Source organism: Sinomonas sp. (genome assembly GCF_051955515.1).
In the GTDB taxonomy this organism is placed as follows: domain Bacteria; phylum Actinomycetota; class Actinomycetes; order Actinomycetales; family Micrococcaceae; genus Sinomonas.
In genome coordinates, this window is sequence record NZ_JBQCGQ010000173.1 from 1 (window position 1) to 14,783 (window position 14,783).

Below are 14,783 nucleotides of genomic sequence, written 5' to 3' on the forward strand. Positions count from 1 at the left end.
GTCATGGTCACCGGGCTGCTGTTCAATGCCGTGGGCTACGGCCTGGTGCTCGCCTTCGGCAGGGACGGGTCGCTCCTGGCGCTGCTTGCGGGCTTCGCGGTGGTCGGCGCGGGGGTGGGCCTGGCGGAAACGCTCTCGAACGACCTCATCATCGCCAGCGTCCCCGCTCCGAAGGCCGGGGCAGCCTCGGCGATCTCGGAGACGGCGTACGAGCTCGGCGCGGTCCTCGGCACGGCCATCCTCGGCAGCGTCCTCGGCGCCGCGTACCGGCTCAACGTGTCGGTGCCGGCCGGGCTGCCGGCCGACGCCGCGGCGAAGGCCCACGAAACGCTCGGCGGCGCCGTCGACGCCGCGCCGCTCCTGCCCGAGCCCGCCGCGTCGGCCCTCCTCGCCTCGGCGCGCCACGCGTTCGATTCGGGTGTCGGGGCCACCTCCGCGATCGCCGCGGCACTCATGGTGACGGCCGCCGTCGTCGTCCGCCAAGCCCTGCGCACACCCCCGCAGGCGTGAGGGCGGTCAGCGAACCTTGTCCTTGAGGAACAGCACCGCCCGCTCCCACGCGAGCTTGGCCGCCTCGGGACGGTAATTGCCCTGCGGATTGGAGTCGTTGGCGAACGCGTGCCCGGCGTCGTAGAAGAAGAACTCGACCTCGGCGCCGGACTCCCTGCGGATCTGCTCCTCCTGCTTGCGCGCCTGGGCGGCCGGGTACCCGCGGTCGTGCTCCCCGTAGTGCCCCTGGACGGCGGCGCGGATGCCGGAGAAGTCGTTCGGCACACCTTGGCCCACGCCGTAGAACGGCACGGCCGCGCTGATCCGCTCCCCCTGCTGGGCTGCGAGCTGCAGCACGAAGCCGCCGCCCATGCAGAAGCCGATCGCGCCCACGGTTGCGCTCGTCACCTCTGGGAGAGAGAGGAGATAGTCGACGGCGCCGGCCAGCAGGCGGGCCCCCTCCTCTTCCGGGAGGGTCTGCATGATGCGGGCAGCCTCGGCGCCGTCGTGCGCGACGCGGCCGCCGTAGAGGTCCGGCGCGAGGGCCACAAAGCCCTCGGCGGCAAGGCGGTCCGCAACGTCCCGGATGTGGTCAACAAGCCCCCACCATTCCTGGATGACGATCACGCCGGGCCCCGACCCGGACGGCGGAAGCGCGAGGTAGCCGTGGGCCTCCCGGCCGCTGGACGGGAAGGTGACGTTCTGGAAAGGCCTCTGCTCATTCATGGCACCACGCTAGCGGGCCGTCGTAGCGTTGACCCATGGACTGGCTGCTCTGGTTCAGCGCACCGGACTACGAGCTCGCACGGATCGTTCTGCAGCGGGGCGTGGCCGCCCTGTTCTTCGTCGCCTTCCTCTCAAGCCTCAACCAGTTCCCAGCCCTCCTCGGCGAGCACGGCCTCCTGCCCGTTCCGGACTTCCTCAACGCTTTCCACCGGCTCAACCGCCCCACGCTGTTCCGCTGGGGCTATTCCGACCGTCGGCTCCGGTGGATCTGCGGCATTGGCCTCGCCGTCTCCGCCCTGCTCATCCTCGGGATCCCCCAGCTTGGGCCACCCTGGGTTCCGCTCATCGCGTTCCTGGTGCTGTGGATCCTGTACATGTCGATCGTGAATGTTGGCCAGACCTTCTACGGCTTCGGGTGGGAGATGCTCCTGCTCGAGGCCGGCTTCACGGTCGCGTTCCTCGGCTCGGACCAGAGCCCGCCGCCCACCGCAGTGCTCCTCGTCGCCGCGTGGCTCATGTTCCGCCTCGAGTTCGGCGCGGGGATGATCAAGATCCGCGGCGGCCGCGAATGGCGGGATCTCACCGCTCTGTACTACCACCACGAGACCCAGCCGATGCCGGGCCCCCTCAGCCGGCGCTTCCACCTCCTGCCCAAGCCGCTCCACCGCATGGAGGTGATCGGCAACCATGTCGCGCAGCTGGTGGTGCCGTTCTTCCTGTTCGCCCCGCAGCCGCTCGCCACGATCGCCGCGGCGATCGTGATCGTGACGCAGCTCTGGCTCGTGCTGTCGGGGAACTTCGCGTGGCTCAACTGGTCCGCGATTGTGCTCGCGTTCTCCGGGGTGAGCGACAGGGTGGTGCACGCCGTGCTCCCCTTCATGCCGCTGCGCTATTCCTCGGCGTCATGGGCCGAGGCGGGGGCCGAGCCCGACGGCGTGTGGTCGGGAGGGCTCTTCGCCGGCGGCGGGGGGGAGCCCACCGGCTACCCCGGCGACGTGGGCTCTTGGGTGTGGGCCGTCGTCGCCCTCGCCGCGGCCCTGTTCCTCGCGGTGCTCGGCTACTGGCCGGCGAAGAACCTCTTCTCGCGCCGCCAGCTCATGAATGCGGCCTTCAACCGCTGGATGCTCGGCAACACGTATGGGGCCTTCGGCAGCGTGACCAAGCGGCGCGTCGAGATCGTGGTGGAGGGGACGCTCGACGACGTTCCCTCCGACGAGGCGGAATGGCGCGAGTACCGCTTCAAGGGCAAGCCGGGCGAGCCTGAGCGCGTGCCGCGCCAGTGGGCGCCGTACCACCTGCGCCTCGACTGGCTCATGTGGTTCCTCCCGCTGCGCACGGTGCACGAGGAATGGTTCTACGCGTTCCTGTTCAAACTGCTGGAGGCGGATCGGGCGACCTTGAAGCTCCTGCGCGCCGACCCCTTCGGCGGCGAACCGCCTCGATGGATCCGGGTCCGGAACGCCCTGTACGAGTTCTCCACGGCGGAGCAGTTCCGCGAGACGGGCAATCGCTGGATGATCACGCCGCTTCGCGTGCTGATCCGCCCCGTCGAGCTGAGGGATGTGGCGTAACGACAAAAGAGGCCCCGGTCACAGGACCGGGGCCTCTCAGCTGTGCGCGAGGCGGGATTTGAACCCGCACGCCCTTTCGGACACTGGCACCTGAAGCCAGCGCGTCTGCCGTTCCGCCACTCGCGCTCACCCTCCGCGGGACCCGCCAGAACGGCGGAATCCTGCGAAAGCAGCGAGGTCAAGCATAGCCGAGCGCCCCTCGGATGCGAAATCGACACGGAGCCCTCGGCAGCGCTCCATCACTTCCGAAGCGGAGTTTCCAGACCGGCCCAGTAGTATCGGAAGGAGCATCGCACGAATGTGCCGCGCACCCCCGCCGGATGGCTAGCCGAGAGAGGAGGACGGCCATGGGACTGCTCGACCGCCTCGAGCTCGGTATCGAGAAGGCCGTGCATGGCGTCTTCTCGAGGGGCAATGCCCAGGTTCAGCCCGTCGAGATCGCCAGCCGCCTGCGCCGCGTCATGGACGACCAGGCCATTGCCATTTCGCAGGGCCGCACCTTGGCGCCCAACGTTTTCGAGGCCCGCCTCGGCGACGACGATTTCGCGCGCGTCCAGCAGTGGGGCCAGGCCCTCGCGGAGGAACTGTGCGACGTCGCCGTCAAGCACGCGCGCTCCCAGGGCTACACGCTCCAGGGTCCGGTCCGCTTCTCCTTCAAGCACGACGGCGGCCTCAAGGCCGGGATCTTCGAGGTCACCGCGCGCTCGGAGAAGTCGCAGGCCCCGGCTCCCGCGCAGCCGAGCGTTCCCCGTCGCCCCATGCCCCCGGCCCCGCCCCGCATCCCCTCGGCACCGAATCGGTTCCCCGGCGGCGCGCAGCTGCAGCAGCCGGTCCGCACGCATCCGGTCCTCGACATCGACGGGCAGCGGTATTCGATCAATGCAGACTCGATCGTGCTCGGCCGCTCCTCGGAGGCGGACATCGTGGTGGACGACACGGGCGTTTCCCGCCGACACCTCGAGATCCGCCGGAATCAGGGGCGCGTGTATGCCGTAGACCTCGGCTCGACGAATGGCAGCTACGTCAACGGCGAACGTGTGAACGGTACGGCCGAGCTCCTCGACGGCTCGACGATCTCCATGGGCCGCACCCGTATTGTGTTCCGCATGCTGCCGGCACCTCTGGGAGGACCTGCGTGAACGAACTGACGCTCACCGTCCTCCGTCTGGGCTTCCTGGTGCTCATGTGGGTGCTCGTGTTCAGCATTGTCGCCGCCATGCGCCGCGACCTCGCTGTGGGGCGCCGCAACAAGACCGGCGCACCCTCTGCCCGGCAGGTCCGCAAGAATCCGGCCCTCGCGGAGCCGCCGCCGCGGCAGCACGCGAACCAGCTCGTCGTCGTCGAAGGCCCGCTTGCGGGAACCACCATGCCTCTCGGCGAGAGCCCCGTGCTCCTGGGCCGCGCGCAGGAGGCCACCCTGGTCCTCGAGGACGACTACGCTTCCGGCCGCCACGCGCGCCTCTTCCCGCAGGGCAGCCGCTGGTTCATCGAGGACCTCGGCTCGACCAACGGCACCTACCTCGCTGATCGCCAGCTCACCCGTGCGCAGCCCGTGGAGCTCAACGTGCCGATCCGGATCGGCAAGACCGTGATCGAGCTGAGGCCCTGATCTTGCCGGACACTCAGCTGATCCTCCGGTACGCAGCCCGGTCCGATGTGGGCCGACTGCGCTCCAAGAACGACGACTCGGCGTACGCCGGCCGTCATCTTGCCGTCGTCGCGGACGGCATGGGCGGCCACGCCGGCGGGGATGTTGCGAGTGCGTCAACGGTCCTGGACCTCGTGCACCTGGACCACGGCGGGTACGGCGACAGCGGCGAGGCGGGGACGGTGCTCGCCGACGAGATCCAGACTGCAAACTCGCTGCTCTCCGAGCTCGTGGCCACGAATCCCAAGCTCGCGGGGATGGGCACCACGGTCACCGCGATCCTCCTCAACGGCTCGAAGCTCGCCTTTGCGCACATTGGCGATTCGCGCGCCTATCGCCTCCGAGGCACCCGGTTCGAGCAGATGAGCGTGGATCACACCTTCGTGCAGCGGCTCATCAACGAGGGACGCCTTCGCCCCGAGGAAGCGGAGACCCACCCGCACAAGAACGTGCTCATGCGCGTCCTCGGCGACGTGGACGCGAGCCCCGAGCTCGATCTGACGTCCTTCGACGTCGAAGAGGGCGAGCGCTGGCTGCTCTGCTCCGACGGCCTCAACTACGTTCCCCACGCGATCGTCGAGCAGACGGTTCGGGACATCGAAGACCCGGGCGAGTGCGCGGATCGCCTCATCAGCCTGACCCTCGCCGCTGGCGCGCCGGACAACGTCACCGTCATCGTCGCGGACGTGATTGCCGCTGACGCCGCCATCGACGAGGAGCCCCCTGCCGCTCCCGCGGCCGCCGCGACCGTCACCGCCTCGGCCGCTGCGCGCACTCCGGTCACTTCCGCGGCCCGCGCGGAGTCGCCCACCGCCAAGGCGGAACCCGAGGAAGAGACGGACGACGCCTCCCCCGAAGCAGAGCCGGCGCCTTCCGCTGCGGCTGAGGGATCGGCCGAACCCACTTCTCCCGAATCGCCCGAGCCTGCCGACACCGGAGACGAAGCATCCGAGGAGGGGGTGCGCCACGAGGTTCCCACCGACCCGAATCTCGGCGCCCATCTTTCCGCCGAGGTGCTGCGCCGCGAGCTCGACAGCCGGCCCCACGAGCTTGTCGGCGCTGCCGCGGCGGCTGCCGAGAGCGGTTCCCTGCCGTCCGTCGCGAGCCGAACCGCCGCGCGCCGCGCCGCCGCACTCCTGACGCATCGCGCCTCGGACGAGGTGGAGGTCGAGGAGGCAGAGGTCGAGCAGGATACGGGCCGCCAGCGGCTGCGTCGGTGGATCAAGATCGCGGTGGCCCTCGTCATTGCCCTCGTGGTGGTCCTCGGGCTGTGGTTCGGCTACGCCTGGACGCAGACGCGCTACTACGTCGGGGCCTTCGAGAACCGAGTGGCGATCTTCAACGGGGTGTCTCAGACCCTCGGCCCGATTTCCCTCTCGAAGGTGCACGCCACCACCGAGATCACCCTCAGCTCGCTGCCGGACTTCCAGCAGCAGCGGCTCCGCGCGGGCATAGCGGCGAACAGCCTGTCGGAGGCGGAGGATATTGTGGCCGCAATCCGAAGCAACCCTGAAAGCTGCCTCAGCTCGCCGTCGTCGTCCGGGTCGGCGAAACCCTCGGCGTCGCCGAGCGCTGTCCCCCAGCCGTCAGCCTCGGCGCCGCCGGGGACGGCCAGCGCATCAGGGCGGCCCTCGGCCAGCCCATCGCCCACCAATCCGTGCCTGGGAGGACAACAGTGAGCGCAGTCGAGGCCGTGCGCCCCCGGCGCAACATCGAACTCGTCCTGCTGATCCTGGCTCTCGTGGTCGGGTGCGGGGCAAACGCCATGACGGCCATCAACGAAGGCGCCGCCCTCAGCAGCGACTTCTGGATGGAGTCGGGCATCCTGGCCGCAGCATCCCTCGCGCTGCATATCTCTCTGCGCTTCCGGGCAAAATATGCCGATCCGGTCATTCTTCCGATCGTTGTGACCCTCAACGGGCTCGGGCTCGCCATGATCCACCGGCTGGACACACCGGACACGGACTACGGCAACGCCCAGGCCCGCTGGACCGTCATCGGAATGGCTCTTGCCGCCGTCGTGATCTGGGTCCTCAAGGACCACCGGACACTCCGGCGGTTCACCTACATCTCGCTCATCTTGAGCGCCGTGCTCCTGGTGCTCCCGCTCGTCCCGGGGGTCACGGCGGGCGACATCAACGGCGCCCAGGTCTGGATCAAGGTCGGCTCGGCCACGTTCCAGCCCGGCGAGGTCGCCAAGATCACGATCGGCATCTTCTTCGCCGGCTACCTCTCCACGAACCGGGACCTCATCCTGCTTGCCGGCCGCCGGATCGGGAAGCTGCAGCTGCCGCGCTTCCGGGATCTGGGCCCGATGATCATCGCCTGGCTCGCGAGCATCGGGATCCTGATCTTCCAGCACGATCTCGGCATGTCGATCCTCTTCTTCGGGATCTTCATCTCGATGATCTACGTGGCCACGAGCCGCGCGAGCTGGGCCCTCCTCGGCATCCTGCTCATGTTCGGCGGAGCCATGGCCTCGAGCATCATCTTCCCGCACATCCGCCTCCGCATCGACGGCTGGCTCAACGCGTTCGATCCGGACGTCTTCGGCCGCCAGTTCGGCGGCAGCTACCAGATCGTCCAGGGGCTGTTCGGCATGGCCAACGGAGGGATCATCGGGACGGGCCTGGGCCAAGGACGCCCGGATCTCGTGCCGTTCGCGCATTCGGACATGATCATCGCGGCCTTCGGCGAGGAACTCGGCCTTGTGGGGCTCTTCGCGATCGTCATGCTGTACGCGCTCCTCGTGACGCGCGGAATGCGCGCTGCGATCGGAGCGCGGGACGCCTTCGGGAAGCTCCTTGCATGCGGCCTGTCCGCGGGGATCGGCCTCCAGTGCTTCGTGGTCATCGGCGGCGTCACGCGGCTCATCCCCCTGACGGGCCTCACCACTCCGTTCCTCGCGGCCGGCGGCTCCTCGCTCCTCGCCAACTGGATCATCATCGCGCTCATGCTCGTGATCTCGAATGCGGCCCGGCGCCCGCTCGACACCACTCCCCTGCACCCCGAAGAGGCCCCCAACCCGGCAACGACGTCGTCGCTGCGGCAGCAGACGGCCGCGGAGACGACCCTGACGCAGGCGGTGAAGAAGCAGTGAACCAGGCCATCAGACATGCATGGGTGGCCATTGCCGCCATGTTCGCCCTCATCCTGGGCTCGATCAGCTACGTCCAGGTGATCGGCGCCGACGAGCTCGCGTCCAACCAGTGGAACAACCGGGCGATCCTCCAGACCTTCTGCCAGGACCGCGGCACGATCCTCGTGGCCGGCCAGCCGATCGTCCAATCGGTGGCCAGCGGGTCTGAGAGCTGCAAATACCAGCGCCAGTACCTGCAGCCGGACCTCTACGCCGGGCTCACGGGCTACTACTCCAACATCTTCGGCTCGACCGGGCTCGAGAAGAGCATGAACTCGACGCTGACCGGAACCTCGGACCAGCTCCTGCTCGACCGGATCAAGCAGCTGTTCCTCGGCCAGCAGCCGCAGGGCGCCTCGGTGGAGCTCACGATCGATCCGGCCATCCAGCAGCTCGCCTACAGCCTCATCCCTGACGGCATGCGCGGCTCGATCGTGGTCACGAACCCGAAGACGGGGGCCATCATCGCGATGGCCTCGAAGCCGAGCTATGACCCGAACCAGATCGCCACGCACGATCAGGCGGCCGCTCAGGCCGCGATGACCAAGCTGCAGAGCGTCCCGGGCATCAACCTGAACCAGAGCGTGAGCGGCCCGACGGGCGCGCTCCTGGCTCCCGGTTCCGTGTTCAAGCTCGTGGACACCACCGCCGCCCTCGCCTCCGGCAAGTACAACAAAGACAGCGTCCTGCCGAACCCCGCCCAGATGCCGCTCCCGGGCAGCACCGCGACACTGCCGAACTACGCGGGGGGCAACTGCTACACCCAGAACGAGGCGAGCTTCGTCTTCGCGCTCGAGCAGTCGTGCAACACGCCGTTCGCGTCGATCGCGCTCGACCTCGGGCAGGACGCGATCGGCAAGCAGGCGGCCGCGTACGGCTTCGGGCAGGACGCTGGCAACCTTCTGCACCTCGACTACCAGTCGGGCGTCTGGCCGACCAATCTCGACCAGGCACAGCTCGCCCAGGCATCGATCGGGCAGTTCAACACGAAGGCCTCCCCGCTGCAGATCGCGCTGATGACAGATGCGATTGCGAACGGCGGCGTCCAGATGAAGCCCTCGCTCATCAAGACCGTGCGGGCCCCCGATCTGCGCATCATCGACGAGCCCAAGCCTGAGGTGCTGCGGACCTCCACCACCCCGGCGATCGCCGGTCAGATCACCGACTGGATGACGCAGGTGGTCTCGAACGGCATCGCGAAGGGTGCCGCCGTTCCCGGCGTGCAGGTGGCCGGCAAGACCGGAACGGCCGAGCTCGGGACGAGCGGCCTGAACAATTCGTGGTTCACCGGATTCGCCCCCGCGGACAATCCGCAGGTGCAGGTGACCGTGGTGATGGAAGGCGTCGACGTCCTGACGGGCGCCAAACTGACCAGTCCGAGCGCGAGCAAGATCTTTGAGGCGGTGTTGAAGAAGTGAGACCCACGTCGGGCATCACCTTGGGCGGCAGGTACCACCTGGAGAGCCGTATCGCCATCGGCGGCATGGGCGAGGTGTGGAACGCCCGCGACGAGGTGCTGGGGCGGAACGTCGCCATCAAGATCCTCAAGGAGGAGTACGCGGGCGATCCCGGCTTCCTCGAGCGCTTCCGCAACGAGGCACGCCACACCGCGCTGCTCAACCACAACGGCATCGCGAACGTCTTCGACTATGGCGAGGACAGCGGGTCGGCCTACCTCGTCATGGAGCTCGTCCCCGGCGAGCCGCTCAGCTCCATCCTCGAGCGGGAGAAGGTCCTCTCCCCCGACCGGACGCTCAACATCATGGCACAGACCGCGCGTGCCCTCGCCGTCGCGCACGCGCGGGGGCTCGTCCACCGCGACGTGAAGCCCGGCAATCTCCTCATCACGCCGGACAACCGCGTCAAGGTCACGGACTTCGGCATTGCGCGCCTGGCAGACCAGGTGCCGCTCACCCAGACGGGTCAGGTCATGGGAACGGCCCAGTACCTCGCACCGGAGCAGGCCACGGGCCAGCAGGCCACGGGCTCGAGCGACATCTACTCGCTCGGCGTGATCGGCTACGAGTGCCTCACGGGCCATCGCCCGTTCTCGGGCGAGAGCCAGATCGCGATCGCGCTCGCCCAGGTGAATGACGCCCCGCCGCCCCTCCCCGAGCAGATCCCCGCCCCCGTGCGGGCGCTGCTCATGTCGATGCTCTCGAAGGACCCCCGCAATCGTCCGGCGAACGCGATCAAGTTCGCCGAGGCGGCCGAGGCGATCCGCCGCGGGGACATCCGCGCAGCCCAAGCCGCCGTACCCGCGATGCTCCTCCACGACGACTCCACCGAGGCGATGACCCAGCCGGTGAGACGGCAGGACACGGCGCCGACCGCCGTCGTCGGCGGGGCTGCAGCCGCGGGTGCGCTGGGTGCCGCGGCTGCGGGCGCTCAGGCCGCGCACGCTGCGTCGCCGGCCACCGCCGCGCTTCCCGTGATGTCCACGGCCGACGATGACGTGAGCGCCGTCGAGGGCGATCACCCGGGCGGGGACTCGCCATGGTACGCGCCGGTCAACGAAGAGGACGAGGTCAGCCCCGTCCCGCCGCGCACCCGCAGGAAACGCAGTGCGCTCACGTGGCCGCTCGTGGCGCTCGTGCTGCTCCTGCTCTTCGTGCTCCTCGGGGTCTGGCTGAGCAACTCCGGCCTGTTCTCGCCGGCCCCGCTGCCCACGGCGTCGTCCACGCCGCCCAGCCCCACGCCGACCCAGTCGAGCACCACGCCGACGCCGACCCCCACACCCACGCCAACGCAAACCGTCCAGACGGTCAACGTGGTGGCCGGGGACTACGTGGGGCAGAACTACGCGCTGGTTCAGCAGCAGCTCGAGGCCCTGGGCCTTCAGGTTCAGCTCGCGCCCGTCCAGCAGTCGCAGGGCTTCATGGGTGCTGTGCTGACCGTAAGCCCGACCGGACGCGTGCCGCTCGGAACCACCATTACCGTCACGTACGCCGTGGTCCCGCAGCCCACTCCCACGCCCACACCAACCCGCACTCAGGCCGCGACACCCTCAACAGGACCGACCTCCACACCTTCGGCCACCAAGTAGGGCCACACTGGACTAACAGTCCCTTCTGCCGGGAAATACGAGGTCATGACGCAGCCCACCCACACGCCGCTGGAACGAGAGGACGAGCCCATGCCGCAGCCCGTCGTCCTCTCGGGCCGTTATGTGCTCGGACGGCTCCTGGGTCGCGGTGGCATGGCGGACGTCTTCGAGGCGCAGGACACGCGGCTCGGCCGGACGGTGGCCGTCAAGATGCTCCGGCCGGACATGGGGCGCGACCGGCAGCTGCGCGTGCGCTTCGAACGCGAGGCGCAGGCCGTGGCGGCGCTCAACCACCCGAACATCGTGGCGGTGTACGACACGGGCGAACGGTCGGCCGACCCCCTCAACCCGGCTTCCGTGGACGTGCCGTTCATGGTCATGGAGCTCGTGACCGGGCGGACGCTGCGCGAGTTGGTCCGCGAGGGCCCGATCGCCCAGGACAAGGCCCTCGAATACGTCCAGGGCGTTCTGTCTGCGCTCGAGTACAGCCACCGCGCGGGGATCGTCCACCGGGACATCAAGCCCGCGAACGTCATGGTGTGCGACGACGAGACTGGCGGCGTCAAGGTCATGGACTTCGGCATCGCCCGCGCAATCGCGGAGTCGGGCGCAACCATGACCCAGACGCAGGCCGTGGTCGGAACCGCCCAGTATCTTTCCCCGGAGCAGGCCCAGGGCCAGACTGTGGACGCGCGGAGCGACCTGTACTCCACGGGATGCCTCCTCTATGAGCTCCTCACGGGCCGCCCGCCGTTCATCGGCGAGTCGCCGGTCTCGGTCGCCTATCAGCACGTTCAGGTCGAGGCCCCGAAGGCGCAGGAGTTCAATCCGGCCATTACAGACGCCGTGCAGAGCGTCCTCGACAAGGCGCTCCAGAAGGACCCGGCCCGCCGCTTCCAGGACGCGGGCGCGTTCCGCCGCGCGCTCCGTGCTGCCGGCGCAGGACGCGCGCTTCCCACGGCCGCGATGGACGACGCCGAGCACACAGAGGCGCTGGCCCTCGCCGCAGCCGGGGGCGGGCTGGCCGCCGACAGTGCGCAGCCGCCGTCGCCCCATCTGGGCGACACGGGCGAGATCCCGCTCGTGCCGGCGCAGGACGCCGACCCCTTCCTCCCGTTCGACGACGACGAGCCCGAGGAACGCCGGCGGAGGCATCGGGGCGGCATCGCCATCTTCCTCGTGATCGCACTTCTGGTCCTGGGCGGTGGCGGCTACTGGCTCTACAGCTACCTCACGCAGCCGCCCGCTATCGTCTACGTCAGCGTCCCGAACGTGGCGAATCTCAAGGACACCGACGCCTTCGCGAAGCTCACCCAGCTGGGCCTCCAGCCCGAGTTCGCGCAGAAGCCGAGTGCGGACGTGGCCAAGGGCCTTGCCATCGACACGATTCCGTCCATGGGCGCACAGCTCGAGAAGAACGCGAAGATCGTCATCGAGATCTCGAGCGGGCCGTCCACGGCCGTGATCCCCCAAAGCCTCATCGGCAACACCGAGGCCGGCGCACGGGATCTCCTCCGCTCGCTCGGCCTCGTTCCCGCCGACCAGTCGAAGACCGCCAACAGCGCGACCGTCCCGTTCGGCCACGTCATCACCGTCTCCCCGGGCGTGGGGCAGACGGTGGCGATCGGCTCGCAGGTGGTCCTGACCGTGTCCACCGGCAAGGTCGCGGTTCCCGATCTCCGGGGGCGCAGCGTGGACGACGCCAAGGCCGCCCTCGCCGACCTCAAGCTGGGCGTGCAGGTCAACCAGGTCACGACGAGCACCGCCCCGGCGGGCACCATCGTGGACCAGAGCGTGCCCCCGGATGGAACGATCGACCAGGGCGGCACCGTTGTCCTCAGCATGGCGGTGGCTCCGCCCCCGCCGGCGCCAGCGCCGTCGTCGTCCTCCTCAGGCCCTCCGACCCCCAACCCAGGCCCCACGGACAAGAAGAGCGGGAACGGCAACGGTGGCGGCGGCTAACTGATCCGTTGGGGATCGAACCGCTGCGCGTCGAAGATCGCCGCGGCCACGTCGGACCTCAGGTGGTACTCGCGGTTCTCCACGGGCCACAGCGGGCCGTTTACCACGTAGTAGCCGCGCCCCTCTCCTGGACCGCCCGCCGCGGCGTCGATCGCGGCGACAAGCCCCGCGTCGAGGATCTGCTCGCGCCCTCGGGACCTCAGGGTTTCAAGTTCCACTGGCTGCAGGGCAGCGATCATTGCTGGGATATCGACCATGGGGGCCTCCTCGGACGCATTGTCTTAACGCCGTAAGGCCCTCAGTGTAAGTCCGCGGAGCGCACCACGGAGCTGTGAATCTACTGGGCGTGGATGAGCGGGCTCAGTGTCGAGGCCCTCTCCGCTGCGCCCTCGAGGCCGAGCGACTCAAGCCAGTTTCCGAGCATCTGGTAGCCGCCCTCGGTGAGCACGCTCTCGGGGTGGAACTGCACGCCGCTGAGCGGCGCGCTCTTGTGCTGAAGCCCCATGATGACGCCGGAGTGGGTGTGCGCCGTCACCTCGAGGACCTCCGGGATCGAGTCCGCGACGGCCGCGAGCGAGTGGTAGCGCGTGGCGGTGAACGGCGACTTGAGTCCGGCGAAAACGCCCTTGCCCTCGTGTTCCACGAGCGAGGTCTTGCCGTGCATGAGCTCGGGGGCGTGCGTGACCTTGCCGCCGAACGCCTCTGCGAGGGCCTGATGGCCCAGGCACACTCCCAGCATCGGCTTCGCCGCGTCCCCGCACCACCGGATGAGCTCGATGCAGACGCCCGCCTCGCCCGGGTTGCCGGGGCCGGGAGAGATGAGGACGCCGTCGCGCGCCTCGGCGAGCTCAATGGCCTCGGCGAGGGAGACGTCGTCGTTCCTCACCACGGTGGTCTCGGCGCCGAGCTGCTGGAGGTAGCCAACCAGGGTGTAGACGAACGAGTCGTAGTTGTCGATGACGAGGATGCGGGTGGTCATTGCGGTTCGGCCAATCGTGGGAGTGGGTGGGCCGGCAGGCTGGGACGGCTAGACTTGGCTGTCAGAACCAGTGATCAGCCAGCTCAGCGGCACCCCGGCGCGTCGGCGGTGTTTGCAGGATACCAAGCGGGTCCCGGCAGAGCGGAAGCCGGCCCCGAGGAGGACCAGTGCCCGATTCCCCGGACAAGCCCGAGACCACTGCGCGCGCTTCCAAGAGCGCGGACAAGGCCCTCACCAAGAACAAGGCCGCCAAGGCCCGGAGCAAGGCCAAGAAGAAGCGGCGCACGCGGAAGGCCGCGGGCCCCACGCCTCAGTGGTACAAGTACCTCATGTTCGGCCTCATGGTGGTGGGCCTGCTGTGGATCATCGTCTTCTACGTGACTCAGGGCCTCTACCCCGTTCCGGCGCTGGGCAACTGGAACATCCTCGTGGGCTTCGGCGTCGCCATCACAGGCTTCCTCATGACGCTTCGCTGGCGTGGCTGACGCATCTTCCGCCCACGCGCGCCCAGTGCAGGAGCAGGCCTACTACGGCGACACGTACATTACCGACACTGAGGCGTACGTCGTTGCGTCCAGCGGGAGCGTTGGAGAGGGGGACGACGGCGGCACCTCACCCTGGATCGCCGTCTCGCCGAACATCTTCCATCCCCAGGGCGGCGGTCAGCCGTCCGACGAGGGAACGGTCGACGGCGGTCCCGTCACCCCCGGGCGCAATGACGAAGGCCTTGTGATCCTCACGGGAGACGCCCTCTCGGGCAGTAGGCTCTCGATCGGGGACGCCGTGCAGTGTTCCGTCGACGCCGACAAGCGCCGCCTCCACGCCGCTCTGCACACGGCCGGCCACGTCCTCGGTGCCCTCGGCGAGGCCCGCGGATGGCGGCACTCGGGGCACAGCCACTTCCCAGGGCAGGCTCGGCTCGACTTCGACCCCGAGGGCCACGAGGACGAGCTCGCGACCCCCGAGCTGCGCGAGGCCGTGCGCGCCGAGCTGCAGGCTGGGATGGACCAGGCCCTCGCCACCCGGGGTGCAGTCACCGCCTCCATGGACGAGAACGGCCACCGGACCGTCACCATCGAGGGCGTCAATGCCGAGCCGTGCGGCGGGACCCACGTGCGGTCTCTGGCAGACCTGACGAACGTGCGCATCCTCGAGGTGAAGATCAAGCGCGGCGCCATCAAGGTTCGGTACGAGGCAGAACACGCCTAGAACCTGCGCTTGGC

The 14,783-nt window shown here is 68.9% G+C and carries 13 protein-coding genes, 1 tRNA gene and 1 pseudogene; 11 read left to right on the plus strand and 4 right to left on the minus strand.

The genetic code is table 11. The features are described from left to right. Positions 1–510 (plus strand): annotated as a pseudogene (locus ACTHL9_RS09640) (MFS transporter); the annotation flags it as partial. Positions 511–516: 6 nt separating this feature from the next. Here the strand turns inward: ACTHL9_RS09640 and ACTHL9_RS09645 are convergent. After that, complete coding sequence (locus tag ACTHL9_RS09645; protein ID WP_440518665.1) at positions 517–1,215, minus strand: dienelactone hydrolase family protein; 699 nt, start codon at positions 1,213–1,215, stop codon at positions 517–519. A 35-nt stretch (positions 1,216–1,250) separates the two neighbouring features. Here ACTHL9_RS09645 and ACTHL9_RS09650 point away from each other — a divergent pair, with 35 nt between their 5' ends. Beyond that, positions 1,251–2,786 (plus strand): lipase maturation factor family protein, encoded by a 1,536-nt coding sequence (locus ACTHL9_RS09650; protein ID WP_440518667.1) that lies wholly within the window; start codon positions 1,251–1,253, stop codon positions 2,784–2,786. A 43-nt stretch (positions 2,787–2,829) separates the two neighbouring features. Here the strand turns inward: ACTHL9_RS09650 and ACTHL9_RS09655 are convergent. Further along, positions 2,830–2,912: transfer RNA gene (locus ACTHL9_RS09655), tRNA-Leu, on the minus strand. Between the two features lie 221 nt (positions 2,913–3,133). Here ACTHL9_RS09655 and ACTHL9_RS09660 point away from each other — a divergent pair. The 7 genes from ACTHL9_RS09660 to pknB are packed head-to-tail and all read left to right on the plus strand — an operon-like array spanning position 3,134 to position 12,581. Beyond that, the gene (locus ACTHL9_RS09660) at positions 3,134–3,925 is read left to right on the plus strand and encodes an FhaA domain-containing protein (RefSeq protein ID WP_440518669.1); all 792 of its coding nucleotides are present in this window, start codon (positions 3,134–3,136) and stop codon (positions 3,923–3,925) included. Further along, the gene (locus ACTHL9_RS09665) at positions 3,922–4,395 is read left to right on the plus strand and encodes an FHA domain-containing protein FhaB/FipA (RefSeq protein ID WP_440518671.1); all 474 of its coding nucleotides are present in this window, start codon (positions 3,922–3,924) and stop codon (positions 4,393–4,395) included. The genes ACTHL9_RS09660 and ACTHL9_RS09665 overlap by 4 nt, the downstream gene beginning before the upstream one ends. A 2-nt stretch (positions 4,396–4,397) precedes the next feature. After that, on the plus strand, positions 4,398–6,113 hold the full coding sequence (locus tag ACTHL9_RS09670; RefSeq protein ID WP_440518673.1) for a PP2C family protein-serine/threonine phosphatase: 1,716 nt from the start codon (positions 4,398–4,400) through the stop codon (positions 6,111–6,113). Then, on the plus strand, positions 6,110–7,534 hold the full coding sequence (locus tag ACTHL9_RS09675; RefSeq protein ID WP_440518675.1) for an FtsW/RodA/SpoVE family cell cycle protein: 1,425 nt from the start codon (positions 6,110–6,112) through the stop codon (positions 7,532–7,534). The genes ACTHL9_RS09670 and ACTHL9_RS09675 overlap by 4 nt, the downstream gene beginning before the upstream one ends. Beyond that, the gene (locus ACTHL9_RS09680) at positions 7,531–8,991 is read left to right on the plus strand and encodes a peptidoglycan D,D-transpeptidase FtsI family protein (protein WP_440518677.1); all 1,461 of its coding nucleotides are present in this window, start codon (positions 7,531–7,533) and stop codon (positions 8,989–8,991) included. Before ACTHL9_RS09675 ends, ACTHL9_RS09680 begins: the two co-directional genes overlap by 4 nt. Further along, entirely contained in the window at positions 8,988–10,619 is a 1,632-nt protein-coding gene (locus ACTHL9_RS09685) for a serine/threonine protein kinase (RefSeq protein WP_440518679.1), read from the plus strand. Before ACTHL9_RS09680 ends, ACTHL9_RS09685 begins: the two co-directional genes overlap by 4 nt. Before the next feature lie 45 nt (positions 10,620–10,664). Then, complete coding sequence (gene pknB, locus ACTHL9_RS09690; protein WP_440518680.1) at positions 10,665–12,581, plus strand: Stk1 family PASTA domain-containing Ser/Thr kinase; 1,917 nt, start codon at positions 10,665–10,667, stop codon at positions 12,579–12,581. Here pknB and ACTHL9_RS09695 read toward each other — a convergent pair. Both ACTHL9_RS09695 and ACTHL9_RS09700 read right to left on the minus strand, forming a co-directional pair. Beyond that, the gene (locus ACTHL9_RS09695; protein WP_440518681.1) at positions 12,578–12,838 is read right to left on the minus strand and encodes a hypothetical protein; all 261 of its coding nucleotides are present in this window, start codon (positions 12,836–12,838) and stop codon (positions 12,578–12,580) included. The genes pknB and ACTHL9_RS09695 overlap by 4 nt on opposite strands. Positions 12,839–12,918: 80 nt before the next feature. Continuing rightward, on the minus strand, positions 12,919–13,560 hold the full coding sequence (locus tag ACTHL9_RS09700) for an aminodeoxychorismate/anthranilate synthase component II (protein WP_440518682.1): 642 nt from the start codon (positions 13,558–13,560) through the stop codon (positions 12,919–12,921). A gap of 167 nt (positions 13,561–13,727) precedes the next feature. On the opposite strand from ACTHL9_RS09700, the gene ACTHL9_RS09705 reads away from it, so the two are divergent. Beyond that, on the plus strand, positions 13,728–14,045 hold the full coding sequence (locus ACTHL9_RS09705) for a cell division protein CrgA (RefSeq protein WP_440518683.1): 318 nt from the start codon (positions 13,728–13,730) through the stop codon (positions 14,043–14,045). Then, on the plus strand, positions 14,038–14,769 hold the full coding sequence (locus ACTHL9_RS09710) for a hypothetical protein (protein ID WP_440518685.1): 732 nt from the start codon (positions 14,038–14,040) through the stop codon (positions 14,767–14,769). Before ACTHL9_RS09705 ends, ACTHL9_RS09710 begins: the two co-directional genes overlap by 8 nt. Positions 14,770–14,783 lie beyond the last annotated feature (14 nt).